This window comes from Hymenobacter arcticus, from assembly GCF_054779975.1.
In genome coordinates this window covers 451,288-476,635 of sequence record NZ_BAAGXF010000001.1, presented here as the reverse complement: position 1 = coordinate 476,635, position 25,348 = coordinate 451,288, and the positions used below count along the sequence as shown (strand labels likewise).

The following is a 25,348-nucleotide window of genomic DNA, read 5'->3' as shown; positions in this document are numbered from 1 at the left end:
CTCGTTCTTTTTCTGTGAAAAGGAGCGGGGGGTGGTTTTTTCGCGGCTAACTTTGGGTAATGAGGTGCTCTGCATTCCGCTTGTTTTTGCCTTGTTGTGCGGCTTTTTTAAGCTTGAGCGGCTTGGTGCTGGCTGGCTGCCAGCCCCAGGCGCACTCGGCCAGCGCAGGCCCGCTCGTGAGCCGAACCACTGCCGATTCGCTGCGGCGCACGGCGCTACCCGATTCGCTGCAACCCACGCCCGTGCCCGCCGTGGCCGGTGTGCCCGATACCCTGCGGCAGGTTATTGCCCAGCTGCACAATAGGTTAGGGTCCGAAGCGGCCGAGCTGCGGCCTGAGGTACTGGCGCAGGCCTGCGTGGGCTACCTCACGCTACACCCCACCGGCCGCATCGAGCGGGCGGGCCTGTTGGCCGTGGCCGACATGGACCTGCCCAATACCACTGAGCGCCTCTGGGTTATCGACCTCAATAATGCTAAAGTGCTGCACCGCAGCTTAGTAGCTCACGGCCTGGGGTCGGGCCACCTGCGGGCGCGGCGCTTCTCCAACGTGGAGAGTTCGGAGTGCACATCGCTGGGTTTTTACCGCACCTCGGGCACCTACGGGGGCAAGCACGGCTACTCGCGCCGGTTGGAGGGCCTGGATAAGGGTGAAAACAGCAACGTGTTTGACCGTTACATTGTGCTGCACGCCGCCGACTACGCTAGCCCCGACTACCTGCGCCAGCACGGCCACCTGGGCTATAGCCGGGGCTGCCCGGCGCTGCCGCCCACGCAGTACAAGCAGATTATCAGCACGGTGCGGGCTGGTAGCCTGCTGCTGGTGAGCGGGCCAGGCCTGGCCTCGCGCTGGCTCGATGGGCCGGCGGCCGGCCGGCGCTTTGCCCGGCGCGGCTGGCGCTGAGCCGGGAATTATTTAAGCAAGTGCCCCGTTTGGCACTATCCAACCGGGTTCGAATCTCGTATAGTATCTTTCGAAACAGGTAGTTCGTTTTGGCGGACGCTTTCCACTTACGTTTCACGTCGAAATTGTTATGAAAAAGCACCATTGCAGCGTAGTTCAACGGCAGCGCGACGGCCGCCGCTCACAGCGTCTTATGCGACGCGTGTTGCCCTTTGTGGCGTCGCTATTTTTAGCCACCCCGCTGGCCGGCCCGCTCATGCGGTCGTCGGCCCACGCGCCGGTTGCTACCGCCAAAGTAGCCGTGGCCCTCACGCCGCTGGCCCGTTTCGATGCTACGCTGCGTCAGACGTATACCCGCTTGGGTGCCGAGCAGCAGGGTCTGCGCTTTGAGGTGTTTGAAAAGGCCATGACCGGCTATCTCAACCTGCGTGAAACCGGCCACCTGGCCGACAACCAGCAGCACCTGACGGTGGTGGATTTCGACCTGCCCTCAACCGAGAAGCGCCTCTGGGTGCTCGACCTGAACAGCGATAAAATCCTGTTTCACACGCTGGTAGCCCACGGCCACAACTCGGGCGAGAACGGCGCTGACCAGTTCTCAAACACCGACCAGAGCAACATGAGCAGCCTGGGTTTCTACGTAACGGGCCAGGAGTACGAGGGTAAGCACGGCCATTCGCTTCGCCTGAAGGGTGTGGATGAAGGCTTTAATACCAACGCATTCGCCCGCTCCATCGTGATGCACGGGGCCGATTACGTGAGCGAAGACTTTATCAAGCAAAACGGCCGCCTGGGCCGCAGCCTCGGTTGCCCCGCCCTGCCGCTCGCCCAATACTCACAAATTATTGATGCAGTGGAAGGTGGTAGCTGCCTGTTCCTGAGCAAGTCGAATGCGGGCTACACGTCCAAGTACCTCAACCAGAATATTGCGCTGGCCGCACTTTCGCTAAAGCCGGCTGGCAATTCTTAGCGTTAATTCAGCATAATGAGAAGCCCTTTCCACCACCGTGGGAAGGGCTTCTTGTTTTTGACACCGCCAAAAACCTCTGCGTCTCTTCTGCGAAACCTTCCGCGTCTTCTGCGGTGAAAATACCAACTAGCGCCACGCACAGCAACGACGAATGGATGCGTGCTGCGCAACTTTTTTCCGCCCCAGGGGTGACTTCTCCAATTGTAGCCGACTTTTGTTTTGCTTCCGCTACGCACTGCTAATCATCAGATTATCTAGGTGTTCGGCTGCCTTCTTATCTACCAATAATGTCTAGCCTCACTACTTTTTCGGCGGTGCCGCCGGCCGCGGCGACTTCGCCGTATGCCGCGGTTTTCATTGATTTTGAGAACGTTTATTACTTCCTCAAAAACCACTACCTCGACCCGCAAGACCCCCACGACTACGCCCTCGACCTGGTGCGCGCCCTGCGCGACGCCCTCAAGCGCGAGTTGGGCCTCGACTCGCTGGTGCTCTACGCCTACGCCGACTTCGACCGCCTGCCCACCGGGCCACAGGGCCCGCTGTACCTCATGGGCGTGGACACGCGCAACGTGCTGGGCACCGACCACAAGAATGCGGCCGACATGCAGCTCTGCATCGACGCCCTCGAAGTGCTCTATACCCGGCCCGATATCGGCACCTTCGTGCTGGTAGCCGGCGACCGCGACTACATTCCGGTGCTGCAACACCTGCGCCGCCAGGCCCGGCAGGTGAAGGTGGTGGGCTTCCGCGAAAGCGTGTCCGGCGACCTGCTGCTGATGCTGGGCCAGGAGCACTTCCTCGATGCCCGCCAGCTGCTGCCTGCCGAGCGCCTCCAGGCCCTCGAAGACCACCGCGCCGCCCGCCTGCAACTGGCCGAAGATGCCCGCCGCCTGCGCGAGCAGGGCACCGTGGGCGTGCCCACCGCCGCCGCTCGCCAGGCTGCCCAGGATGTAGCCGGCTCGCCGGCTGGCCCGGCCCCGTCTGCACCGCCCGTGCGCCTAGCTCCCAAGCCGCTCAACCTCATGGACCAGATGCTGCAAGAGCCGGCCACCTTCCTGCCCGTCCGGCGCGTGACGCTGCCCGACGAGCGCCGCTGCCTCGAATTCTTGCTGGAGCAGATGCAAAAATTTGGTAATCAGCACAATGCCTCCGAGATATGGGCTAGCCCTTTCCTGCGCCGCCTCACCGACGTACTGCCCGAGCTACCCGACTGGGAGCGCCGCCAGCTGCTCACCCACCTGCGCGACGCCGGGGCTGTGCGCATCGAGAAGCGCGAGGGCGAGCCGCATCCCTTCTCTGTTATTCTCGTCAACTACCAGCATCCCGACGTGCGGGAATTGAATCCAGGGGAAGATAAGTAATTAATAATAAATTAGTTATATAAAAAGAGCGCCATGCTGTCTTTCGGCAGCATGGCGCTCTTTTGAATAATGAAGATTCTGCTGGCTATCAGCTATTACCGCTTTTAGGAACGGTGGTTGTGGGAGTGCCGCACTTGCTGGGCTTGGGGTCGCATTTCTTGTCGCGGTCGAGGCAGGAGGTGAGGGCGAAGCTCGTGAGCAAAGCCAGCAGCGGTAGGCGCAAGTGGGTAAAAAGTTTAGGCATGAGCGTGGGGTTTTGGGTAAAACAAGCAGGTGATAGAACGCCGCTAAGCTCAACCAAACAGGTGTAAGCCGAGCGGCGTTAAAAGGTACTGCTTATTCTCCGAAAATCAACTAAATCAGCCTATTGGCCCAGCTCAAACAGCGGAAATGGCTGCAAGTCGGCGTACTTACTGCCCAGCTTGGGCAGCTCCTCGCGGTGCACTTGCAGGTAGGCGTTGTAGGCCTTGGCGGCGGCATCGTAGTGGGCGCGGTAGCCCACCACGTTGTGGTCGGCGGCCTGCACAGCTTCTACGCGGTCGCGTACCCCCTCGGTGGGGGCATTGCCGCCGGGTGCGGCAATGGCGTACACATGCCTCAGCAGCGAGTCCTGGGCGGTATCGTACTGGTCGATGAGTGCCGACGAAGCCATCGTTGCGCGGGTGTAGCGCTGTTTCTGCACGCTGGCGCGTTCTGCGCGCAGCTGGGCAAGCCGCGGCTGGTTGGCCCCGGGGTACTTGCTGAGGTCTTGCAGCAGCTCACGCAGGTTGTCGAGGGTTTTATCGTCGCTGGCCATCATGCGCTGCCAGTTCACGTCGGCCGAGTCGCGCAGCTCGTTGAGCTGGGCGCGCACGGCCGCGGGCGAGGCGGGGCTGGCGGTGGTGGTAGTGCTTGTGGTGGCATCGGGCTTGCACATGGGCAGCACGGCGAGGGTCAGCAGACCGGCAAAAAGAACGGCTTTCATCAGAACCAAACGAGTACCCGGCGGTAATAAGGTGCGGCCGGGGCTACTAAATTACGGCCCTGCGGGCCTGCCTGCCACCGGCCGTACCTTTGCGGCCCGTTTTTATGGCTCGTTTCCCCTCGTTTTTATGGCTGATTTAACGCCCCTTTCCCAACTCGGCGAGTTTGGTCTCATCCGCCGCTTGCAGCGCGACATTGCCCTTACGCAGCCCTCTACCATCCTGGGAATTGGCGACGACGCGGCCATTCTGGCCCCGCCCGCCGGGCAGGAAGTAGTCGTCACCACCGACCTGCTGGTGGAAGGCGTGCATTTTGACTTGTCTTTCTCCCCTCTCAAACACTTAGGATTCAAGGCGATAGCCGTGAACGTATCCGACGTGGCGGCCATGATGGCTACGCCCACCCAGGTGGTAGTGGGCCTTAGCTTGCCCGGCCGCTTTACCGTGGAGGCCGTGGAGGAGCTATACGCCGGCATGCGCCTGGCCTGCGAGGCCTACGGTGTGGACCTGGTGGGCGGTGATACCACCAGCAGCCGCGGCGGCTTGGTTATCAGCGTGACGGCGCTGGGCATGGTGGCGGCCGGCCAGGCCGTGCGCCGCTCGGGCGGCAAGCCTACCGATATTCTCTGCGTATCGGGCGACCTCGGCGGGGCCTACCTGGGCCTGCAAGTGCTGGAGCGCGAAAAACAAGCCTTCCTGGCCGACCCCGACACTCAGCCCGAGCTCGACAGCTACGACTACGTGGTGCAGCGCCAGCTGCGCCCCGAGGCGCGCCTCGACATCATGCACGAGCTGCGCGAGCTAGGCGTGCAGCCCACCGCCATGATTGACATTTCGGATGGCTTGGCCTCCGAGGTGCTGCACATCTGCGCCGCCAGCGGCACCGGGGCCCGCGTGTTCAGCGAGTACCTGCCGCTGGCCAACCCCACGCTCGAAGCAGCGGCCGAGTTCAACCTCGACCCCATTATGGCCGCCCTCAACGGCGGTGAGGACTACGAACTGCTCTTCACCATCCCGGTGGGTGACCACGCTAAGATTAAAAACCACCCCGATATCACCGTTATCGGCCACCTCACCGAGCACAACGACGCGGTGAACCTCATCACTAAAGCCGGCCAGGCCGTGCCGCTGCAAGCGCAGGGCTTCAACCATTTTTAAGCGGCGCGGTGGCTGCTGAGCGCGGGCTGGCACGAAGTTGGGCAGGGCTGGAAACCAGTGGGCGAACTGACAAGGTACTGAGCACCGTATCTTAGTTGCCTTTTTCCGCATTTCTATCCCGCCCCTTCGTGATAGCCCGTTTTTTATGAGAGTACCCGTACGCCGTTATAGCTTTTTAGTACTACTGAGTGGGCTGGCCTGGAGCCGGGCCGCCCAGGCCCAGTGCCTGCCGCTGCAACTGCTAACCACCGGCCTGGCCGAGGGCCAGCCGCTCACGTCCCAGGTGCTGAGCGCCAGTTTGCCCGCCTCCGAGTGGGAGATGCATAAGCCCCCCACCGGGGCCACGTACTGGTCTTTCAAAGGCGGTGAGACTAGCCCCACGCCCGCCACCCCCGATACCCGGCTGGAGCTGCGCCGCAGCAACCAGCAAACGCAGTTTGACGTGGTGTTGAAAACGCCGCGCAAAGAGTGCTTCAATAGCCTGCGGGCCGAGCTGCGCCGCGCCAAGCTCAAGGCCGAGCCCGTAACGTGTGTGCAGTGCGAAGCCGAGCGCTTCACGGCAGCCACCTACACCGTCACCGTCTTCAACCAGCAGGAAAGCTTTGGCCAGGGCAAGGCCCCGTACCCGTTTGTGGTGGTGGTGCACGCGCTCACCGGGGCCGCGAGCGGGCCGGTTCCGGCCGCCAACTAGGGGTGATAATTTGAGAAGAATAATTTGTATTTTTTACTGTTGTGTTAAGTGTTATCGCCCAGGTTATTCGGGCAGTTAGCAAATAGCATGTCCGATAGAATGTTACAGAGGTGGGTTTCGGCCCGTAGCTTTGCAAGTTCTACCCGTTACGTAAGTTTTACAAATTACACTTTTTTATGATTACACGTTACGCACTGAGTTTGTGTGGAGTATTAATATCTGTTACTGCCTGGGCCCAAACCGAATCTACCCTGGCGGGCGTTGTGCAAACCGAAGCGGGCACCCCGCTCCCCGGGGCCACCGTATTTTTGAAGGGGACCTACCTGGGCAACAGCACCAACGAGGAGGGCCGCTTTGAGCTGAAAGGGGTGCAAAACCGCCTTCCGGGCATCCTGGTCGTGTCGTTTGTGGGCTACGAGAACCAGGAGTTGAGCCTCACGCAGTCCGACCTCAACCTGGAGGTGACGCTGCGGCCCACCACCCTGCTTACGCAGGTGGTAGTAGCCGCCTCGCGCGTGGCGGAAAACATTGGCCAGGTGCCGGTAACCATCGAGAAAATCGACCTGCGCCAGCTGGGTCAGCTCACCACGCCCGACCTCGTGGCCGGCCTGGCCCGCTACAAGGGCGTGGACGTGAGCAGCTCCAGCCTGCTCACCACCAGCTTCAGCACGCGGGGCTTCAACTCCAGCCGCTCGGAGCGCGTAATTCAGCTGGCCGACTACATGGACACCCAGCTGCCCAGCCTGAGCAGCTACTTTGGCAACCTGCTGGGCACCCCAGTGCTCGACATTGCCAGCGTCGAGCTGGTGCACGGCCCGGCCTCGGCCCTCTACGGTGCCAACGCCTTCAACGGCGTGCTGCTCACCAACTCGCGCGACCCCTTTCTTGACCAGGGCCTGACGGTGCGCCTGCGCGGCGGCAACCGCAGCCTGCTCGATGGCCAGCTGCGCTACGCCGTGAAGCTCAGCGACCGGGTCGCGTTTAAAATTTCGGGCGGGGCTACCGTGGCCGATGATTTCCTAGCCGATAGCCAGGATGCGACGGCCGCCGTTATCGACCCCACCAATAACCCGGCGGGCTCCGGCCTCGGCTACGACGCCGTGAACCGCTACGGCGACCTCGGCAACACGTTTACCAACGCCAACGGGGCGCTGGTGAGCAAAACGGTGTTCCTGCCCGGCTACTCGGAGCGCGACCTCGTAGCCAACGACAACAAGGCCAAGTCGTTCAAGGTCGCGCCCAGCCTGTCGGTGCTGCTCAGCAACAGCGTGAAGGCGACCCTCGACTACCGCTACGTAAACGCCACCACCACCTACCAAAGCGCCAGCCGCTACCGCTTCGTGAACAGCGGGGCCCAGCAGGCCCGCGTGCAGGTAGAGGGCAGCAACTGGTTTGTGCGGGCGTTCTCCACGCAGGACTTTTCGGGTAAGCGCGACCCGCAGTCGGACGGCTCCTACAGCCTGGGCTCGCTCGGGTCCTACTTGCAGGCGCAGCCCGTGCTGGGGGCCAATGGCCAGCCGGTGCTGGGGCCCAACGGCCAGCCCGTTACCTACGCGCAGCGCTATTCCAGCGCCTACAGCGTGGCCTACAACGCGGCCTTCGCCGCCAATGGCGGCAACGCCGATGCCGCGGCCCTCGCCGCCCAGGCGGCGGCCGGCACCAATGCCCCGCTGCTCCAGCCTGGCACCGAGGCCTTTAATACGGCCCGCGCCAGCATCATTCACAACGCCAACCCCAGCCAGGGCGCGCGCCTGCTCATTCGCTCGGTGCTGAGCGAAGGCAGCGGCCAGTACACGTTCAAAAACAGCTTTGCCGACCTCACGGTGGGCGGCGCGTACCGCCAGTTCCTGCTCGGCTCCGATGGCAGCTTCTTCGCCGATACCAAGGGCGGCGACCGCATCCGCAACTACGAATACGGCGGCTATGCGCAGGCCAGCAAAACCCTGCTTGATGACCACCTGAAGCTGGCTTTGGCCGGCCGTTTCGATGAGTTCAAGAACTTTGGCGCGGCATTTTCGCCCCGCGCCTCGGCCGTGTATTCGGTAGGGGCCGACAAGCAGCAGAACTTCCGCGCCAGCTTCAGCCGGGCCTTCCGGGCTCCTACCCAAAACGACCAGTACATCAAGCTCGACGTGGGCCGCGCCGTGGTACTCGGCAACGTGGGCAGCGGCTACCAGGGCTACACTACCGCGCTGGGCGGGGCCCTCATTCGCACGCCGCAGCTGCTGCTGGGCGGCGATATCAGCGCTTACGCCTACAAAAGCGAAGCCCTTAAGCTCGAACAAGTGAGCACGGTGGAGGCCGGCTACCGCGCTCAGCTGAGCAAGCAGCTGTACGTAGATGTTGATTATTACCTCAACACCTACAACAACTTCATCGTTACGCAAAACTTCATCGGCAACACCGATGGCACGGCCATCACGCAGCCGCAGCTGCTGGCCGCGGGCCTCGCCCGCTTCCAGGACCCCGCCCAGCTCACCCGCGTTATCCAGATTGCCACCAACGTGAACAAGCGCGTGCAAAGCCACGGCGCGGGCGTAACGGTCAACTACGTGTTCTCGCCCGCCCTGGCGCTGGCCGGTAACTACAGCTTCAACAAGCTGCTCACCACCTTCGACGCCGGTACGCAGTCGTACTTCAACACGCCGCGCCACAAGTTCAACCTTGGCCTCGACGGCCAGGCCCTGGACCGCCGCCTGAGCTACAACCTCAACTACCGCTGGGCTGATAGCTTCCTTTACGAATCGACTTTTGCCACCGGCACCGTGCCCGCCACCCACACCGTGGATGCCCAGCTGGGCTACACGCTCAAGGCGGCCCACACTACGTTGCAAGCCGGCGTCACCAACCTGTTCGACAACCAGAACCTGCAAGTGTACGGCTCGCCCGGCTACGGCCGCCTGGGCTACCTCGGCCTGTTGTTCGATATCAAGTAGACCACAGATTTAACGGATTTAAACGGATAGAACGGATTTTTTGTGGTTCCTAACCCAAGCGGGCGGAACCACAAAAATCCGTTCTATCCGTTTAAATCCGTTAAATCTGTGGTCTAGTCTTCGGGGTAGGGGATGTACACGAAATTCGTGAACTCCTCATCCACCACGAAGAGGCAGCAGAATTCGTCGGGGTCCTTCCAGGTTTCCATGAAATCGGCGATTTTCTCGGGGTCCACGATGCCTTGCTGGGCCAGGATTTCGAGGTAGCTGGCGAACACGTGCCACTGCAAATCCAGCTCGTCGCCGTTGATGAGCAGGCTGCCGAGCTGCACCGTTTGGCGGGCAAACACAAACACCGGGTACTGCGAAATCTCGCGCTTGCGAATTTGGTAAGACGCTTCCTTAATCGTGTCGGAGGCGGTGGCAAAATCCTTGGTGATGGTGCCCAGGTATTTGCCGTTTAACTCGGGGTCGTTGAAGTAGTCCATTTGTTTCTTTTCAGAAGAGCAATGTGATTAAAGTGGTTCACTGAGAAGCCAATGGATGAAGCGCTTAATAAGCGAGGGTTTTGGATTTATCTCACTAGTAATGATATTCCTAAATCGTGCAGCAACTTCCTGGTTCTCGCAATTTTCAAAAACCTGGTTTTCAATTTCTGCTAAATCCTGTTCTGCTAATTGACCTTGCTTAGCAAGAGACATATTGTCTAAGTATAGGTAGATAAGTATCCAATCTTCCGTTGTAAGCAACTTATGCTCCTCATCAGAACCCATACGGAGCCACATGTCATTATTGCCAGCATACTTCTGGTAAATATTGAGCTTCTGGTGAGTTATCATAGCTGCCGTAATTCCAGCAACACTACATTCTCCACGTGGTGCGTGTGGGGGAACATATCCACCGGCTGCACCCGCGTCACTTTATACACCTCGTCCAGCAGTTCTAAGTCGCGGGCCTGGGTGGCGGGGTTGCAGCTGATGTAGACGAGGCGGGGGGCGCGCAGGGCCACGAGGCGCTTCACCACGTCTTCGTGCATGCCGGCGCGGGGCGGGTCGGTGATGATGACGTCGGGGTGGCCGTGGTGGCTGGTGAAGGCCTCGGTGAGCATGTCCTTCATGTCGCCGGCGAAGAACTCGGTGTTGGTCACGCCGTTGATTTCGGAGTTCACGCGGGCATCGAGCACGGCTTGCTCCACGTACTCGACGCCGATTACGCGCTTGGCCTGGCGGGCCACGAAATTGGCGATGGTACCCGCGCCCGTGTAGAGGTCGTACACGAGGTCGGTGGGCTTGATTTCGGCGAACTCGCGGGCCACTTTGTAGAGGTTGTATGCGCCGGCCGAGTTGGTTTGGTAAAACGACTTCGGGGCGATGCGGAAGCGCAGGCCTTCCATGTCTTCCTCGATGTAGGGTTTGCCTTGGTAGCACACCACCTCCAGGTCGTGGAAGGTTTCGTTGCCCTTGTTGTTGAGCACGTAGTTGAGCGATGTGATGGCCGGAAACTTGGCGTACACCGCATCCAGCAGCGGCAGCAGGGCCTCGTCATCGTGGTAGCACTGCAAAATCACCATCGTTTCGCCGGTGCTTTCGGCCGTACGGATGATGAGGTTGCGCAGCAGGCCGGTTTGCTTCACCATGTCGCCGAAGGGCAGGCGGTGCTCGCGGGCGTAGTCGCGGATGAATAGGCGGATTTCGTTGCTCGGCTCGGGCTGGAGCCAGCAGTGCTCCACGTCCAGAATCTTGTCGAAGCGGCCGGGCGTGTGGAAGCCCAGCACGCGGCGGTCGTAGTGCGCGGTGTCGTCCTTAATCTGGGTTTCCGTTAGCCAACCATTGCCGCTGAAGGTGTATTCGAGCTTGTTGCGGTAGTAGGTGCGCTCGGGCGAAGGCATGATTTGGCGCACCTCAGGCAGCGCCACCTTGCCGATGCGGGTGAGCTGGTCTTCCACCTGCTGCTGTTTGTAGCTGAGCTGGGCCTCGTAGCTGATATGCTGCCACTTGCAGCCGCCGCAAGTGCCAAAGTGCTGGCAAAACGGCTCGGTGCGCAGCGCCGAGCGCTTGTGGAAATGGATGGGCGCGGCCTCCATAAACCGCTTGTGCGCCTTGGTGATGCGCAAATCCACGACGTCGCCGGGGGCCACCTGGCCCACAAATACAACGAGGTTTTCGATGCGAACCAGGCATTTGCCCTCGGCCACCATGTCCTGGATTTCGACGTGCTGAAGGGCGGCGGGCGGGATAGAATTAGCGAGTTTGGTGGCTTTGCTGGGCATAACTTTTGGGCAGTAGGGGCGCAAAGTTACGACCTGGTTTTGCGGCGCTGGTAGGCTGATTCAATTCAGGTACGGGTCCATGATGCCTTGCGGACTGTAGCCTGGCAGCCGCCAGAACTGCGCCGGGTTGACGCTGCCCGCAAACTCGTTACTATACACCGCCACCTGTTTGCGAGCGCCCCCCGCGGGGCGGTGCAGGAGCCGGGCACGCAGCTGCGTAGGCAACTCGCCCGAATAGGCGGGTACCATGAGCTGCCAGTACCGGCCGGGCGCCAGAAAAACCTGGTGGTAGCTATTGCCGCACCAACTGCTGGGTGTGTATTCAATGTCGCGCCACTTGCCCTGGGCATCCCGCGCCTGAACGGTAAGCGCCAGGCTGCTATCCTGGGCGTCAAATACGACGGTATCGGCGCTGGTATTGGCAATAGTGAGTGCGTGGCCATCGTGCATCTCAAAAGCACCAGGGGTTACTCGCGTAGTAACCTGCACCACTAGGGCGCGCGATGTAAGAGTTTGTTTAGCCGCAAGCTTAGCCAGATTGTTCAACCGTCCCCAGCCGCCAAAGCCCGCGTAGCGCCGCAGCGGTGCCGACGCCACCGGGTAACTGCCGCGCCGCTTAAAATCCAGGTTCAGCGGGGCGCTGGCCGCGGGTGCGGCCCGCCACACGTAGTGCCCGGCCAGCGAGAGGTACCCTAGGCGGTCGTCTTCCACCACGGCCAGCAGCCCGTGCTGGTAGCCCGCGTAGCTGATGGTGGAAAAGCGTGACTGCACTAGCAGGCCCGTGCGCCAGTTCCAGAACCCCAGGCGCTGGTCATTGTCGGCGGCGTAAAAGGTGAGCAGGTCACCTTGTCGCTGCGGGCTATTGCTGCCGGCCGCGGGGGCCGGAATCTGCCGCACTACTCGCCCCAGGCTATCGAGCGCGGCAAAATCGCCGTTGGCCAGGGCCACCAATTCGACACCCCCGGCAAACGTGGGTGCATCGCCGCGGCTGGTGCTAAACACCTGGCTGATAACCAGCTTAGTAAGCATTTTTCCTGCTTTGTCCAGCAGCTGCCACTGAAAAGCCGAATCCTGCGCCCAGGCCCGGCCGTGGCTGAACGCGCTGAGCTGCCGCAGGTCCGGCCGCCGGAAAACTACCCGGCCCGTGCGGTCAATAGGCGCGGGGTAGCTTTCATCATTGGGATAATGGCCACTGCTGATACAATTGACCTGTGCGAGGCCGTCGGAAAAACTGTGCTTATTGAGGGAGCTGAAATAGTGCCCGACGGGCAGCCGGGTCACTATGCGCCCGGTTGTGTCGATGATGCCCCAGTGGTCGGCCTCGTCATCGCCGGGCTGGTAGATGGATACCAAAGCCAGTCCCTCGCGAAAAGCAGATATTCCGTGAAACAGGTAGTAGGGAACCACCAGCCGGCCGCGTCCGTCGAGTACACCCACGGCGCTCACTACGCTATTGCCCTGTGCGTTGCGCAGCGGCTCGGGGCCAGCCACCACTATACGGTTGTTACTCAGCTCACCTATCTCCTCAAACAAGGTAGGGTTTAGGAGTTTGCCATTGGCGGCCACTAGCTGGCGCTGGTGCGAGGGTAGCGTGCCTACCCACTGGCCGCCACCCCGTTTTGGGCCGGGCTGATATTCCAGTTGCGTGTAAGGGGCCGCCAACGGCAGCAGGCGGCCGGTGCGGTCGAGTAGCCGGGGGGTGCTGTCAGGCTGCACCAGCGCCAGCCCGCCCTGAAAAGGCGACGCGTAGCCATAGCGGGGCGGCAACACAAACTGGCCAGTCCCATCAATGTAGCCGTAGTACCCCGCCTCGCGCACCGGGGCCAACCCCTCGGCAAACTCCTGCACTTGGGCAAAGCGAGGAGCCACCACCACTGCGCCCGTCGAGTCGATGAAGCCCCAACGGCCCCGCACCACGATGGGAAACCGGGCAGCCGCCTCAGGGGCAACCGCAGTAGGCGCGGAAGAATGGTGCGTGCAGGCCCCGCAGGCTAGCAACAACAGCCCGAGGGCAACCAATGGGTGACGCATAAAAGAAGTTTCTATACCTGATGCCAGCACCCACAAATATGCACAGCTTAAGTGGCTGCCCGTCTTAAAACTGGAAATAAGTGAACGGTTGGATTTCCGCTGACTTCACCTGAATGACCGGTCAGATACTCCCGTAATCAGCACCGCCTGCGTCACCACCGAGCAGCGCGCCTTCTATTTGGAAGGTGAAGCCAGCGGGCAGCGGGTGCAGCATGTTGCCCCGTGCCACCAGCGCAGAGGCGCAAACACCGGTCACAACGAACCCATTACGGCGGCACTGTAAAGCGCCGCGGCTAACCATTCCAGGGTGCCGGCTGTTGCTTGCCGGTCATGCTCACCACTGCTACTTCCTACACCTACACTTCTGAAATGTACGACCGCCCGGCGCTGGCCAGCAGTGTCGCGTTGGCGTGGCCAGGGGTGCGGCTAGAGCGTTATCAATTGGAAGCCATGGCGTTGCCCGCGCATTTTCATGCGCAGCACCTGCTGCTGGTGCACCAGGGAACCCAGCCCGTGGTTTCCAGCCGCCGCAACGGTTCCCGCGTAGAAGCGGACCAGTTTCGGAGTGGAGACGTGGGCCTGTACCCCGGCGGGGAGTACGGCCCCTTCAGTTGGGATGGCCCCGCCGACCTCATTCACGTGCACTTTGATGCCCAGGCCCTGGAAAACCGGGCCCGCCAAGACCTGGACCTCAGCTACTTTGCGCTGCGTGAGCGGTTTCGCTGCGAAGACGGCCTGCTCGCCCAACTGGGCCAGCAGCTATTGGCGGCGGCTGGCCGGCCGCACGCGCTGGGGCAGCTCTACACCGAGTCATTGGTGACGACGCTTTGCTACCACCTCATTGCGCACCACGGCACCTTCGAGCGCCGCCTGGCCGCTGGGGCCGGGGCGCGGTTGCCGATGGCGGTGCTGGCCCGGATTGACGAGTACGTGGAAGCTCACGCGGAGCTGCCCGTTACGCTGGAGGTGCTGGCGGGCTTGGCCAATTTGAGCGTGTTCCACTTTGCCCGCCGCTTCAAGCACACCACCGGCCGCTCGCCTTACCAGTACGTGCTGGACTGGAAAATCCGGCGGGCGCGGGAGCTGCTGCGCGCCGGGGAGCTGCCGGTGGCCGCCATCGGCGACGCGCTGGGCTTTTCCTCGCCGGCCCACTTTGCGGCGGCTTTTAAGCGGGCGGTGGGCCAGGGCCCCCGGGCATTTCAGCAGGGCTAGCGGGGCGCCAGAAGCGCAAGAATCTGTAAGAAGAAGGCAAGAATCCGGCGCCCGGTCGGGAGGGGGTGGGGGACCTTTGTGGTCGTTAAAGCAGCCGCAAAATGCGGTTGTTTCCCCTCCTTATCCTGCTTTTATGAGTCCCCTTATTTTAGTAGCCGGCGCAACCGGCAACCTGGGCGGCCGCCTCGTGGCCGCCCTGCGCCAACGCGGGGCAGCCGTGCGGGCACTGGTGCGCCCCGAAACCGACCCCGCCAAAGTATCCCACCTCACCCAGCTCGGCGCAGACGTGCAGCCCGTTGCGTTTGCCGACCACGCGGCCCTCACCCGTGCCTGCCAAGGCGTGCACTGCGTAGTATCGGTGTTGGCCGGCCTGCACGAGGTAATAGTGGAAGCCCAGGCGCAGCTGCTGGCCGCGGCCGTGGCGGCGGGCGTGCCGCGCTTTATCCCCTCCGATTTTGCCAGCGATTACACCCAGCAGGCCCCCGGCCTGAACCGCAACTTTGACTTGCGGCGCGAGTTTCGGGCCCGCCTCGACCAGGCTCCCCTCGCGGCCACGTCCATCCTCAACGGGGCCTTTGCCGAAGTGCTGACCTACAACATTCCGCTGCTCGATTTCAAGCGGCAGCAGGTGGGCTACTGGGAAGATGCCGACTGGCAGATTGACTTCACGACCATGGACGACACGGCCGCCTACACCGCCGCCGCGGCGCTGGACCCGGCCACGCCCCGTTTCCTGCGCATTGCCAGCTTTCAGCCCAGCCCCCGCGAGCTGGTGGGCGTAGCCGCGGCGGCCGGCCGGGGCCGGCTGGCGCTGGTGCGCCTGGGCTCCCGCCAAGACCTGGCGACGCAGATACAGCAGGCGCGGGCCGCCAACCCCGCCGGCGAGCAGCAGCTCTACGCCGACTGGCAGCAAATGCAGTACCTGCTGAGCATGTTCAGCGTGCAAAACCGGCCGCTTGATACTGCCCGCTACCCGGACCTCACCTGGACCGATGCCCCCACTTTTTTAACTGCCTAAGCCCATGCAAACCCTAGATTCTAATTCCATAAAGCCTTCTTCACTAGGTGAATACGCCGACGAAGAGCTCATTAAGCGCCTGCCCGGCTTCACCAACCACTACGCCACCGTGAACGGGGTGCGGCTGCACTACGTGGAGGGCGGGCGCGGCCCGGTGCTTGTCTGCCTGCCGGGCTGGCCCCAAACCTGGTTTTCGTACCATCCCATCGCTGCCGAGCTGGCCCGGCACTACCGCGTGCTCATCGTGGACATTCGCGGCATGGGCAGCTCCGACAAGCCCGCCGACGGCTACGATAAAAAGACGATGGCCCAGGACGTATTCGAGCTGCTGCGCCACCTGAACATCGCAAAAGCGTCGTTGCTGGGCCACGATATCGGCGGCATGGTGGCCAGCAGCTTTGCCTTCAACCACCCCGAAGCCACCGACAAGCTCATTGTAGCCGACGGGGCGCACCCCAGCCAGGGCATGATGCAAATGCCTATGCTACCGGCGGCCGGCACGTTTACCGGTAAAATGAACGGGCAGCAACCCTACGTTTGGTGGATGGCTTTCAACCAGGTAAAAGGCTTGCCCGAGCAGCTGCTGGCCGGGCGGTTTCACGTGCTGCTCGACTACCTCTTTGCCTACGTAATGCTGGACGAAAGCAAGATGTCGGCCTTCGACCGGGCCACCTACGCGGCCGTGTACAACCAGCCCGAGAACATCCGGGCGGCCAACGCCTGGTACCAGGCGCTGGACCAAGACATTGCCGATGCCAACACCTACGGCCGCCTCGCCATGCCCGTGCTGGGCATCGGTAGCCACGTGTCTTACAGCTACTTACAAATGAGCTTGCCCTACCAAGCCGAGAACGTGCAGGTAGTTGGCTTGCTGGATAGCGGGCACTATATGTTCGAGGAAAAACCCGCCGAAGTGCTGGCGGCCGTACTGGGTTTTCTGGGCTAGCTGGGTTGCTAGGCTAGCAGTTTGTCGGGCGCACTACTGGCTTTGGTGCGCCCGGTAAGCTCCTGCCAGGGCCGGATGACCCAATTATTTCGCGGGCGCTGCCCACTAAAACTGGAAGTAGATGAACGGCTGAATCTCGGCCGATTTTACCTGGATAACCAGCCAGATAACCACCGTAATCAGCACGGCCTGCGTCACCACCGAGCGGCGGGCCAGCGTATTTTCCAGCCGGAAGGTGAAGCCATCGGGCAGGGCGTGCAGCAGGTAGCCCAGGGCCACCAGCGCAAACACCGGCCGGAACGAGCCCACCACGGCGGGCAGCAAATCGGGCCGCAGGTTGTGCGTGATTTGGTGAATGACCTGGCTGGCCACCTCGAAGGTGCCGGCCCGGAAAAATATCCAGCAAAAGCACACAAAATGGAAGGTGATGACCCAGCCCAGCAGCTTCACCAGCCAGTTATCACCGGGCTTGAACACCTTTTGAAAAAGCTTATCCACGGCCAGGGCGGCACCGTGCAACGCGCCCCACAGCACAAAGGTGAGCGAGGCGCCGTGCCACAGCCCGCCCAGCAACATGGTGAGAAACAGGTTGATATACTGCCGCACCACGCCTTTGCGGTTACCACCCAGCGGAATGTAGAGGTAGTCGCGCAGCCAGCTGGACAGCGAAATGTGCCAGCGCCGCCAAAATTCGGTGATGCTGGTACTCTGGTAGGGCGATAAAAAGTTGACCGGCAGGCGGTAGCCCAGCAGCAGCGCAATGCCGATGGCAATGTCGGAGTAGCCCGAGAAGTCGCAGTAAATCTGCAGGGCGTAGCCGTACACGCCCAACAGGTTTTCGATGCCGCTGTACAGGCCGGGGTTGTCGAAAATGCGGTCGACGTAGTTGAGGCTGATGTAGTCGGAGATGATGGCTTTCTTGAACAAGCCGGCCGCGATGAGCAGCACCGCCCGGCCCATATCGTCGCGCGAGATGAACGGCTTTTTGGGGATTTGCGGGATGAAATCGGAAGCCCGCACGATGGGGCCAGCCACGAGCTGCGGGAAAAAGGACACGAAAAACGCGAAGTCCCAGATGCTGCGCAGCGGCTTAATCTGACCGCGGTACACGTCGATGGTGTAGCTCAGCGTCTGGAAGGTGTAGAACGAGATGCCCACTGGCAGCAGCACGTGCAGGATGGGCACCGGCTGCCCGGTGAGGGCGTGAAAACCGCTGAGAAAGAAGTTGGTATACTTAAAGTAGAACAGCATCCCCAGGTTGACGAGCAGGCTGAGCGTGAGCAGCAGCCGGCGCCGGCCCTGGGTGGGCGAGTCGGCAATCCAGCGGGCAAAGTTGTACTCGACTATCGTAGAAAAAACCAGCAGCAGGAAGTACCAACCGCTTGATTTATAGTAGAAAAACAGCGAAAATGCCGTCACGTACAGCAGCCGCGCCCGGTGGTGGTTGCGCAGCAGCTGGTAAATGGCCAGAAACCCCAGAAACAGCAGCAAAAAAAAACCGGTGTTGAAAATCAGCGGGCTCTTGGGGTGGTACACGAACTGGCCGAGCAGCCGGTCGAGGTCGACAGCGTTCAGCTTATCGATGAAGAAATGCAGCAAATCCATCCTGAAGCGCGAGGTATAATAGCAGGCCTTGTAGGTCGTAGCCCTTGGTCGAAAAATGCACGAAGTCGTTGAGGGCCAGGCCGCTGGCGCGCCACTGGCCCATGCTGCCGTAGCCGCCCTGCACGGCGGCAAAATCCCAGTAGGCGAGGTCGTGCTGCTGGGCGTAGGTGCGCAGCACGGCCGTGAGGCGGGCCAGGTCGGGGTTGCGGTCGCGGCGGTTGCGGTACGAGTCGGCCGGGGCCACGAGCAGGATTTCGGCCGTGGGGCAGCACTGGCGCAGATTGCTCACTAGGGTATCGAGCTGGCTGGCGAAGCGCACCGGGTTGAAACCCGGACTAAACGCGTCGTTGGTGCCCAGCGACACGATAAACAAATCAGGATGAAGCACTGGTAACTGCTCGAAAAACAGCGGGTTGCGGTTGTACTGGCGTACGGCCGCCCCATTTACCCCAATGCCGTGGTAGAGGATGCCGGGCTGGTCGTTTTCCAGCACCAGGCCAAAGAGCTGGGCGCTGCTTTGGTTGGGCCGGCGGCGGGTGGTGCGCAGGGCCACAAAGTCGCGCAGCGAGTCGAGGCGCACCGTGGTGGCCACACCGCGGCCCAGGCCGGGCACCGTGCCCAGCACTTGGCCCTGGCGGCCCAGTACCTGCCAGTCGAAGGCGGCCGGCCCCGGCTGGCGCAGCAGCGTGAGCTGCGAAAAGCAGTCGTTGGGCCGGTGCAGCAGCGGCAGCCGGGGCTGCGGCAGGCGCAGCGTGAAGCTGGCCCCCGAGTCGGCGGTGCCCAGCGTGAGGCCGGCCACGCCCACCGGCAGGCTGCTATCGGGCAGGTTGATGACGCGCTTGGTGCGCCAGGTGCCGCCGGTGGCGGTGGTGAAGTAGGTGAGTGAGCCGTTGGTGTGGGCCACGCCGTAGGGAAAAACGAGGCCGCGCCCGGCGTTGCCGTAGGTGCGTTGCAGCTCCTGCCGCACCCGGCCCGAATAGTCGTCGGCTTGCAGGTGCGAATCGCCGAGGTGCACCACGGTTACCCGGCCGCCGGGCAGCTGGGCCGGGTGCAGGGGCAGCTGCAACAGCTTTTGGTAAAAGCCTTGCAGCCCGATAGTTGCGTTCTCAATATGGTTGGCCGAGGTGCGCAGAAAAGGGTAGGTGGCTTGCAGGCTGTCGAGCTGCCGACTGGTGGGCGCCTGGGCCCGGGCTGGGCCGGCCGTGGCCAGGCACCAGCTTGATAAAAGCAAAAAAAGAAGGGGCCGCGCCATGCAAAAAAGAAAGAAGGTACTGCCTGCGCCGGGAAGCCAGCCGGCCGCTAGCGGCTGCTGGGCTCGTCGTCGGGAGGAGGGGCGGGGCTGGCGGCCGGCTGGGCACTGCTGTCGGGGTGGGGCGCGGCCGCCGGCTGCGTGCGGGGGCCGGCCGCGGGGTGCGCGTACTGGTCTTTGAGGTAGGCGTAGAGGAAGCCCGCGATTTTGTGCGCGCCCCGGGAGTTGACGTGCGTGTAGTCCTTGTTGGCCAGCGCGGGCGCGTCTTCCACCCAACTCACCATCGAGTTTTCGCCGCCCATGGCCTCAAACAAATTCCAGAAGGCGGCGTGGTTGCGCTGGGCCAGGCGCTGCTGGGCGGCCAGCAGGCGCGGCACGCTGGGGTCGGTGACGAATTCGCCGTCGATGCGCGAGCTTTTGTCGCTCATGCCGATGATGAGGATGCTGGCGTTGGGGAAAGCGCGCTGCATGCGGTCCACCACGCGGGTCATGGCCCGCTCATAAAAGCCGTAGTCTTTCACGCTGGCGCTGGCCACGTTCACGCCGTAGTGCAGGATGACGAGGCGGTAATCGAGCAGGTTGCCGAAGGCTTTCAGCTGCTGCACCGGAATACGCGTGAGCGACATACCGCTGTTGCCCCGAAACGAAAAGTTATCGAGCACCACGCCCTGTGGGCTCTCAAAGCTGACGCCGTACACCGGGCGCGGCTCGTGGGTGGCGAAGGCCAGCCGCATGGTGCGGGCCGGCACGCCGGGTTTGAGCACCAGCTCGTTAACGGCATCCGTGCCGGCTAGGGTGTGGGGCACCTGGTGGCCGTTGGTGGTCACGAGCACCTCATCAGCCGCCTGGCCAGGGCCGTAGAACAGCCGGGCCTCGGCAAAGCGCCGCAGCGGCGCAAACTGCTGGCCGGCCCGAAACTGCACCCAGCTGGTATCGGTTGAGCTGGCATCTTCGGGTAGCACGTGCGGCAAAAAGGCGTGGCCCGAAATGCCCAGCGGGCAGGTAGCCGGCACCTGGCGCGACACCAGGTTGTACTCGCGCCAGTTGGGCGAAAACGATTGGTGAATAGTGGCCCGAAACTCGGCCGTAATCGAGTTGACGGGCACGTAGCCCACGCCCGAGCCGCCAAAATCGGTTTGCAGGCTGTTGCGCAGGTCGCCGGTAATGAGGTCGCCCTCAATCATGGAATCGCCAAAGTAGGCAATGCGGGTTTGGCTGCCCGTGGCCTTGGTTTGGCGCAGGGCGGCCAAAAAGCTGTCGAGGCCGCCCAGGTTGGCCACGGTGGCGGCGCGCGGCTTGGGCGTGGCGGCCGAGTCGGCGCGGGTGGCGGTAGTGGCGGGCGCAGCGGCCGAGTCGGCCAGGAGGGCCCGGGTGGCGGCGAGGTCGGCGGGGGCAGCCCGGCCGTTGGGCGGCGGCAGGGCCTGGCCGGCGGCGGGGTCTTTGCGCAGCACGTCGGCCAGCAGGCGCACGGGGCGCAGCGCCACGCCCCCAATCGTCAGCCCCGGTTTTAGAAAGGAAAGCCCGGCCAGCAGGCTAACAATGAGCAAAACCAACAGAAATGGGTTTTGCGAGCGCGGTGAACTCATACCTCAGATTAACTCCCGTAAAATTACGGCTGCCCCCCCCGCAGGTTCAGCAGAAAGTCCTCAGATTCGGCAAATTTTCCGGTTAAGAGTCTGGTGATGAGTGGGATAAAAAAACGGCTCACCCAGCAAGATGCTAGGTGAGCCGTAGAGTAGATTAGCAGTCAGGCTGCCGGGTTTGGGTTGATTTGTTGATTTACATAATAATCAGTAAACCAATAATTTAGCTAATTTACTTCACCACCTCCACCCAGCCCTTGGTGCTGGTGCCATCGGCGAGCTTGAAGAGGTAATAGTACACGCCGGCCGCAATGCCGGGGTCGGAGCCCCAGGCGTTGCTGGCGTTGTTGTAGTTGGTGGTGGCAAACACCTCGCGCCCCCAGCGGTTGAAGATGGTCATGGTATTGCCGGGGTAAAGTTGCACGTTGTCGATGATAAGCAGGTCGTTCTGGCCATCGTTGTTGGGCGTGATGATGTTGTAGAACGCCGTTTTGTTGGCAAAATCCACGCAGGCCGTGTTCGAGTTCGATTCGCGCGACGGGGTATTGGGCGTTACTGCGCTCTCAAACGCCACCACCCGGAAGCACTGGTTGAAGCCCTGGCCGGTGTTAGTAGTGCTGTACTGCAACGAATTGCCAGCTAGGGTGGTAACGAGGTTGTAGCCCGCGTTATCATCCTGCCGGTACACGCGGTAGCCCGCCACCGCAAAGCCCTGGTACGCCGACCAGCTCAGGCTGACCGAGCCCTGGTTGCGGCCGCCGGGGCCGGGCACGGCTACCGCTTTTAGCAGTACCGTGGTGGCCGTGGCGTTGGCCGTGAAGGCGTCGCCGCAGCCAGTGGTGAGGACCAGGCTATACTCGTAGGCCGTTTGGGCGGCGTTGGCGGTGGCATCGACGTAGGTGGTGGCCGTGGCCGCTACCGTGCCCACTTGCGCAAATGCCCCGGTGCTGCCCGCGTCGCGGCGCAGCACGCGCACCGGGTTGGGGGTATTGGCGGCGTTGGGCACAGCCAGGGTGAGGGTCACTTTGGTATTATCGGTAGCCACCACCGAAGCCAGCAGGAGCTGCGGGGTCTGGGCATTGTCGGGTACCACGGTGATGGCCACCGCCGCCCCGCCGCAGCCAAACTGCGAGGTTTCGGTCACGGTCACCGTCTTGTTGGTGCTGGTGCCAGTCGGGAAGCTCACCGTGATGGTGGCCGTGCCCTGGCCCGCCGCGATGGTGCCGCCCACCACCACCCACTGGTAGGTGGAGGTAGCCGTAGCATTGGGCACGGTGTAGGTGAGATTACCCGTAGCTAAGCACACAAAGCGCGGCCCGTTGATGACGAGCGCGCCGGGCCGCGGGTCCACGATGAACGTCTTGGTAATCAAGGTTCCCACGCAGCCGCCGGCGTTGGTTTCGCGGGCGGTGAGGGTGTAGGTGCCCACGGCCGTGCTGGCCGGGATAGTCACCACGCCGCCCACGTTGGCGATGGCCGCGCCGTTGAGCTGAAATACGTAGGCCGAGCCCGCCGCGCCGGGTAGGGTGTAAGTCTGCGGGCCGCTATTCACGCAAAACCGCGCTGGCCCTTGAATGGTAATAGTAGCTGATGGCGAAGGCTTTACGGTAATATAAAGCGTGTCGCTTACCCCGCGGCAAATGCCGCCGGCCGGGTTGCTGGTTTGCGTCACCACCAGCTTAGCCAGGCCCGGCTGCGCAAAGCGGATGCTGGTGGTGTTGCCCGTGCTCACGAGTGTGCCGGTGGCCGTGCCAAACAGCTGCCAGGCAAACGACGACCCCGCAATGGCGGGCGTGGAGTAGGTATAAGGGCCATCGGCCTGGCACACGCTCACGGGCCCGGTAGGCTTCACCGTTTGCAGCACCTGGTTGATGAGTACGGGCAGCGTGAAAGCAGCCGACACGCAGCCCTGGGCATTGCTAGTGGTAGCGCGCACCGCGCCGGTGCCGGCCGCACCCCAGTTCACGGTGATGCTCGTCGAGCCCTGGCCGCTGGCAATGGTGCCGCCCGTTACCGTCCATTGGTACGCCGTGCTGCGCGGGTTTTTAATCGAATACCCGATGCCCGCCACGGTGGGGCACACCGACTGCGGCCCCGCCACGGAGTCGGTAGCCGGGCGTGGGTTAATGGTAATCAGCACCGAGTCGCGGGCCGAGCAGCCCTGCGCCGTGGTGGCCAGCACCACGTATTTCTGCACAATAGGCGCGCTGGTTGGGTTTATTCCAGTGAGCACTGGCTGCGCCACTGTGCTGCTGCTGAGGCCAGTAGCGGGCAGCCAGCGGTAGGAGTAGCCGGGCAGCGCCGCCGCGCCCAGGGTGATGGTCGAGTTGTCGCACACGGCCTGCGCCGGGCCCGCCACCGCCGTGGCGGCCGGGTTCACCGTCACGGCCACCGTGCTCGAACCGGTGCAGCCGAGCGGGGTCGTCACGGTAAGCGTGTAGGTAACCGTGAGTGGTGCGCCCGTGGTGTTAGGAAGCGTGAGCGTGGGGTTGGCTACCGTGCTGCTGCTGAGGCCCGTAGCGGGACTCCAGCTGTAGGTGTAGCCCGTTTCGGGGGCACCGCCAAGGGTGATGGGCACCCCTGGGCAGGTGACGCGGGTGGGCGGGCCCACGTTGGCTGCGGGGGCGGGGGCTACCACCACGATTACCTGCTGGCTGGCCGTGCAGCCCAGCGCCGTGGCGCTGCTGGTGATAGTGTAAGTAGTTGTTTGCGTAGGAGTTACCGTAAAAGGGCCCGCCCCGGTTTGCGTAGTGCCGCCCCCCGTGAGGGTGTAGGGCGCCGTGCTGCCGGCCACGGTGAGCGTGGTGCTGGCCCCGGGGCACACGGTGAGGCCGCCGCCAATGGTGAGCGCGCCCGCTGGGGCTACGGCCACCGTCTGGGTTACCGAGTCGGTGAGGCAGCCGTACTGCGACACGCCCTTGGCCACTATGGTACCGGTGCCGGCCGTGGCCCATCTCACCTGAATGGTGCGGCCAACCTGGTTTAGGATAGTACCCCCCACCACCCGAAAGCGAAAGGCGGGAGACGTGCCACCGTTAACCGTGTAGGCCAGCAGTGTAGATACGTCGCACACCACCGCCGGCCCACTGATGCTGGTGGGCCCCGCGGGCCGCGTCACGGTAATGCGCAGCACGTCGGCCACGGTTTTGCCGGCGCAGCCGTTGTCGCGCACCGTAAAGGCCACGTCGTAGGGGTTGGCACGGGCTTCGCCGCAGGCCGAGTTGTATACGAACGTGCCCGTGACCGTGCCCGAGCCGGTGGCCGTGGCCGTGCCGGTGGGGTTGCCGGGCACCACGGTGCCGGCGCTGCCATTAAAGGTGGCGTTGAAGCCGGCCGGGCCATCGAGCAGCACGCTGTTCAGGGTCATCGTGAGGGGGTGGCCATCGGCCTGCGTAGCCCTGATTGGCACGCTCAGTACCTGCCCTTCCTCAATGGTGTAGCTGCGCGGCGTGGTGGCCACGGGCGGCAGCACCGGAGCCACCGTGGGCGGGCAGTCGGAGGCCACCAGTTGTAAGTCGCGCCGGGTGGTGCCGATAAGCACTTCCCGGCCGTTGATAGTGCGGTACTCGCTCACATCTACCGCAATGATATACAGGCCTTTCCTGGTGGCCCCGTAGCGGGCCGTGCCCGTGTTGGCGTTGATAAGGGCGAAGTTGCCGGCCCCCGTGCCCAGCGGGTTGGCCATGCTGTAGCCCGGGTTGTAAGGCACCAGGTTGGGCAGGGGTGGGAAGGAGTTGGCGTTGGACAAAGCCCCGTAGGGCGTGCCGAACGAGTAAATTAGGCGGTCGCCATCGGCATCGAAGGCGTTGTTGAGCAGCACCGTGGTATCGGTAGTGCAGATGATGGCCACGGCCGTGTCGGAGAACACCGGCGAGCGGTTGTAGATGAGCGGCGAGGCCATGCTCACGTACAGAGTCATGGGCAGGTTGCCGCCGCCGGTGGTGGCCGGGTTGCTTACGTTTTCGAGGCCCACGTTGCGGGCGCTCTGGGTGCACACCGCGTAGTAGCCGTCGATGGTGGCCGGCAGCGAAGCAATGTACACGTACTTAAACAGCCGAAATGGCTGCGTGGGCCCCTGCACCGTGCAGCCCGAAGGCAGGCGCGGCTGCACCACCGCGCCCACCGGCGTTTGGCGCGGCACGCTTACGGTGGTGAGGCGGGCGCCGGTGGTGCGGTTGAAAATGCTCAGGTTCACGCTCGTTACCGAGTTGTCGTTGAGGCCTACCTGCCCGTTGGGGTTGTAGTAGCTGGTCACCGTTATCTGGTAGCGGAAGGGGGCCGTGGTGGGCCCGTTGGCATCCAGGTACTGGTACGACATCTCGCCGCCCAGCAAGTGCGAGGCCCGCGCCGGCCGGGTCATTCCCAGCGCCAATACTACCAGTAAAAACACCAGCCGGGGCAGCATCCCCAGCCGAAAAAGTAACGGTTGAATCATATAAAAAACGAAGAAGA

19 protein-coding genes are annotated in these 25,348 nt (G+C 62.7%); 9 read left to right on the top strand and 10 right to left on the bottom strand.

Annotation, left to right across the window (positions count from 1 at the left end):
• Positions 1 to 113 precede the first annotated feature (113 nt).
• The 3 genes from ACYVGC_RS02185 (at position 114) to ACYVGC_RS02175 (ending at position 3,236) form a co-directional block, all read left to right on the top strand.
• Complete coding sequence (locus tag ACYVGC_RS02185; protein ID WP_460582136.1) at positions 114 to 902, top strand: murein L,D-transpeptidase catalytic domain family protein; 789 nt, start codon at positions 114 to 116, stop codon at positions 900 to 902.
• A gap of 193 nt (positions 903 to 1,095) precedes the next feature.
• Positions 1,096 to 1,872: a murein L,D-transpeptidase catalytic domain family protein gene (locus ACYVGC_RS02180; protein ID WP_460582135.1), complete on the top strand. Its 777-nt coding sequence runs from the start codon at positions 1,096 to 1,098 to the stop codon at positions 1,870 to 1,872.
• Positions 1,873 to 2,159: 287 nt separating this feature from the next.
• Positions 2,160 to 3,236 (top strand): NYN domain-containing protein, encoded by a 1,077-nt coding sequence (locus ACYVGC_RS02175; RefSeq protein ID WP_460582134.1) that lies wholly within the window; start codon positions 2,160 to 2,162, stop codon positions 3,234 to 3,236.
• Between the two features lie 88 nt (positions 3,237 to 3,324).
• On the opposite strand, the gene ACYVGC_RS02170 is transcribed toward ACYVGC_RS02175, so the two are convergent.
• A complete protein-coding gene (locus ACYVGC_RS02170) occupies positions 3,325 to 3,480 on the bottom strand; it encodes a hypothetical protein (RefSeq protein ID WP_460582133.1) in 156 nt (51 codons plus the stop codon).
• A gap of 120 nt (positions 3,481 to 3,600) precedes the next feature.
• Entirely contained in the window at positions 3,601 to 4,200 is a 600-nt protein-coding gene (locus tag ACYVGC_RS02165; protein WP_460582132.1) for a hypothetical protein, read from the bottom strand.
• Between the two features lie 127 nt (positions 4,201 to 4,327).
• Here ACYVGC_RS02165 and thiL point away from each other — a divergent pair, with 127 nt between their 5' ends.
• From thiL to ACYVGC_RS02150, 3 genes are all read left to right on the top strand, one after another.
• The gene (gene thiL / locus ACYVGC_RS02160) at positions 4,328 to 5,356 is read left to right on the top strand and encodes a thiamine-phosphate kinase (protein ID WP_460582131.1); all 1,029 of its coding nucleotides are present in this window, start codon (positions 4,328 to 4,330) and stop codon (positions 5,354 to 5,356) included.
• 145 nt (positions 5,357 to 5,501) lie between these two features.
• Positions 5,502 to 6,047 (top strand): hypothetical protein, encoded by a 546-nt coding sequence (locus ACYVGC_RS02155; RefSeq protein ID WP_460582130.1) that lies wholly within the window; start codon positions 5,502 to 5,504, stop codon positions 6,045 to 6,047.
• 176 nt (positions 6,048 to 6,223) lie between these two features.
• Entirely contained in the window at positions 6,224 to 8,983 is a 2,760-nt protein-coding gene (locus ACYVGC_RS02150) for a TonB-dependent receptor (RefSeq protein ID WP_460582129.1), read from the top strand.
• A gap of 113 nt (positions 8,984 to 9,096) precedes the next feature.
• On the opposite strand, the gene ACYVGC_RS02145 is transcribed toward ACYVGC_RS02150, so the two are convergent.
• Genes ACYVGC_RS02145 through ACYVGC_RS02130 form a run of 4 tightly spaced genes read right to left on the bottom strand, consistent with a single transcriptional unit; the run spans position 9,097 to position 13,283 of the window.
• Positions 9,097 to 9,471 (bottom strand): hypothetical protein, encoded by a 375-nt coding sequence (locus ACYVGC_RS02145; RefSeq protein ID WP_460582128.1) that lies wholly within the window; start codon positions 9,469 to 9,471, stop codon positions 9,097 to 9,099.
• Positions 9,472 to 9,498: 27 nt separating this feature from the next.
• A complete protein-coding gene (locus ACYVGC_RS02140; RefSeq protein ID WP_460582127.1) occupies positions 9,499 to 9,822 on the bottom strand; it encodes a hypothetical protein in 324 nt (107 codons plus the stop codon).
• A complete protein-coding gene (gene rlmD / locus ACYVGC_RS02135; RefSeq protein WP_460582126.1) occupies positions 9,819 to 11,252 on the bottom strand; it encodes a 23S rRNA (uracil(1939)-C(5))-methyltransferase RlmD in 1,434 nt (477 codons plus the stop codon). Before rlmD ends, ACYVGC_RS02140 begins: the two co-directional genes overlap by 4 nt.
• Positions 11,253 to 11,312: 60 nt before the next feature.
• Positions 11,313 to 13,283, bottom strand: a complete 1,971-nt coding sequence (locus ACYVGC_RS02130; protein WP_460582125.1) for a WG repeat-containing protein — start codon at positions 13,281 to 13,283, stop codon at positions 11,313 to 11,315.
• Between the two features lie 330 nt (positions 13,284 to 13,613).
• On the opposite strand from ACYVGC_RS02130, the gene ACYVGC_RS02125 reads away from it, so the two are divergent.
• The 3 genes from ACYVGC_RS02125 to ACYVGC_RS02115 all read left to right on the top strand — a co-directional run bounded on the left by ACYVGC_RS02125 (position 13,614) and on the right by ACYVGC_RS02115 (position 16,459).
• Positions 13,614 to 14,495 (top strand): helix-turn-helix transcriptional regulator, encoded by an 882-nt coding sequence (locus tag ACYVGC_RS02125; protein ID WP_460582124.1) that lies wholly within the window; start codon positions 13,614 to 13,616, stop codon positions 14,493 to 14,495.
• Positions 14,496 to 14,628: 133 nt separating this feature from the next.
• Positions 14,629 to 15,513 carry an NmrA family NAD(P)-binding protein gene (locus ACYVGC_RS02120; RefSeq protein WP_460582123.1) on the top strand — a complete coding sequence of 295 codons (885 nt, stop codon included), beginning with the start codon at positions 14,629 to 14,631 and terminating at the stop codon, positions 15,511 to 15,513.
• A gap of 4 nt (positions 15,514 to 15,517) precedes the next feature.
• On the top strand, positions 15,518 to 16,459 hold the full coding sequence (locus ACYVGC_RS02115) for an alpha/beta fold hydrolase (protein WP_460582122.1): 942 nt from the start codon (positions 15,518 to 15,520) through the stop codon (positions 16,457 to 16,459).
• Between the two features lie 105 nt (positions 16,460 to 16,564).
• On the opposite strand, the gene ACYVGC_RS02110 is transcribed toward ACYVGC_RS02115, so the two are convergent.
• From ACYVGC_RS02110 to ACYVGC_RS02095, 4 genes are all read right to left on the bottom strand, one after another.
• Entirely contained in the window at positions 16,565 to 18,064 is a 1,500-nt protein-coding gene (locus ACYVGC_RS02110; RefSeq protein ID WP_460582121.1) for an MBOAT family O-acyltransferase, read from the bottom strand.
• Entirely contained in the window at positions 18,036 to 19,316 is a 1,281-nt protein-coding gene (locus tag ACYVGC_RS02105; protein WP_460582120.1) for a GDSL-type esterase/lipase family protein, read from the bottom strand. Before ACYVGC_RS02105 ends, ACYVGC_RS02110 begins: the two co-directional genes overlap by 29 nt.
• Positions 19,317 to 19,363: 47 nt before the next feature.
• Complete coding sequence (locus tag ACYVGC_RS02100; RefSeq protein WP_460582119.1) at positions 19,364 to 20,899, bottom strand: SGNH/GDSL hydrolase family protein; 1,536 nt, start codon at positions 20,897 to 20,899, stop codon at positions 19,364 to 19,366.
• 229 nt (positions 20,900 to 21,128) lie between these two features.
• A complete protein-coding gene (locus tag ACYVGC_RS02095; RefSeq protein WP_460582118.1) occupies positions 21,129 to 25,331 on the bottom strand; it encodes a T9SS type B sorting domain-containing protein in 4,203 nt (1,400 codons plus the stop codon).
• Positions 25,332 to 25,348 lie beyond the last annotated feature (17 nt).

Excerpts from the sequence above, each read along its gene's own strand:
- ACYVGC_RS02110 (WP_460582121.1), bottom strand. The coding sequence starts at position 18,064 with ATGGATTTGCTGCATTTCTTCATCGATAAGCTGAACGCTGTCGACCTC.
- ACYVGC_RS02130 (WP_460582125.1), bottom strand. The coding sequence starts at position 13,283 with ATGCGTCACCCATTGGTTGCCCTCGGGCTGTTGTTGCTAGCCTGCGGG.
- ACYVGC_RS02165 (WP_460582132.1), bottom strand. The coding sequence starts at position 4,200 with ATGAAAGCCGTTCTTTTTGCCGGTCTGCTGACCCTCGCCGTGCTGCCC.
- ACYVGC_RS02180 (WP_460582135.1), top strand. The coding sequence starts at position 1,096 with ATGCGACGCGTGTTGCCCTTTGTGGCGTCGCTATTTTTAGCCACCCCG.
- ACYVGC_RS02095 (WP_460582118.1), bottom strand. The coding sequence starts at position 25,331 with ATGATTCAACCGTTACTTTTTCGGCTGGGGATGCTGCCCCGGCTGGTG.
- ACYVGC_RS02105 (WP_460582120.1), bottom strand. The coding sequence starts at position 19,316 with ATGGCGCGGCCCCTTCTTTTTTTGCTTTTATCAAGCTGGTGCCTGGCC.
- ACYVGC_RS02140 (WP_460582127.1), bottom strand. The coding sequence starts at position 9,822 with ATGATAACTCACCAGAAGCTCAATATTTACCAGAAGTATGCTGGCAAT.
- ACYVGC_RS02175 (WP_460582134.1), top strand. The coding sequence starts at position 2,160 with ATGTCTAGCCTCACTACTTTTTCGGCGGTGCCGCCGGCCGCGGCGACT.
- rlmD (WP_460582126.1), bottom strand. The coding sequence starts at position 11,252 with ATGCCCAGCAAAGCCACCAAACTCGCTAATTCTATCCCGCCCGCCGCC.
- ACYVGC_RS02145 (WP_460582128.1), bottom strand. The coding sequence starts at position 9,471 with ATGGACTACTTCAACGACCCCGAGTTAAACGGCAAATACCTGGGCACC.
- ACYVGC_RS02150 (WP_460582129.1), top strand. The coding sequence starts at position 6,224 with ATGATTACACGTTACGCACTGAGTTTGTGTGGAGTATTAATATCTGTT.
- thiL (WP_460582131.1), top strand. The coding sequence starts at position 4,328 with ATGGCTGATTTAACGCCCCTTTCCCAACTCGGCGAGTTTGGTCTCATC.
- ACYVGC_RS02120 (WP_460582123.1), top strand. The coding sequence starts at position 14,629 with ATGAGTCCCCTTATTTTAGTAGCCGGCGCAACCGGCAACCTGGGCGGC.
- ACYVGC_RS02170 (WP_460582133.1), bottom strand. The coding sequence starts at position 3,480 with ATGCCTAAACTTTTTACCCACTTGCGCCTACCGCTGCTGGCTTTGCTC.
- ACYVGC_RS02100 (WP_460582119.1), bottom strand. The coding sequence starts at position 20,899 with ATGAGTTCACCGCGCTCGCAAAACCCATTTCTGTTGGTTTTGCTCATT.
- ACYVGC_RS02155 (WP_460582130.1), top strand. The coding sequence starts at position 5,502 with ATGAGAGTACCCGTACGCCGTTATAGCTTTTTAGTACTACTGAGTGGG.
- ACYVGC_RS02125 (WP_460582124.1), top strand. The coding sequence starts at position 13,614 with ATGCTCACCACTGCTACTTCCTACACCTACACTTCTGAAATGTACGAC.
- ACYVGC_RS02115 (WP_460582122.1), top strand. The coding sequence starts at position 15,518 with ATGCAAACCCTAGATTCTAATTCCATAAAGCCTTCTTCACTAGGTGAA.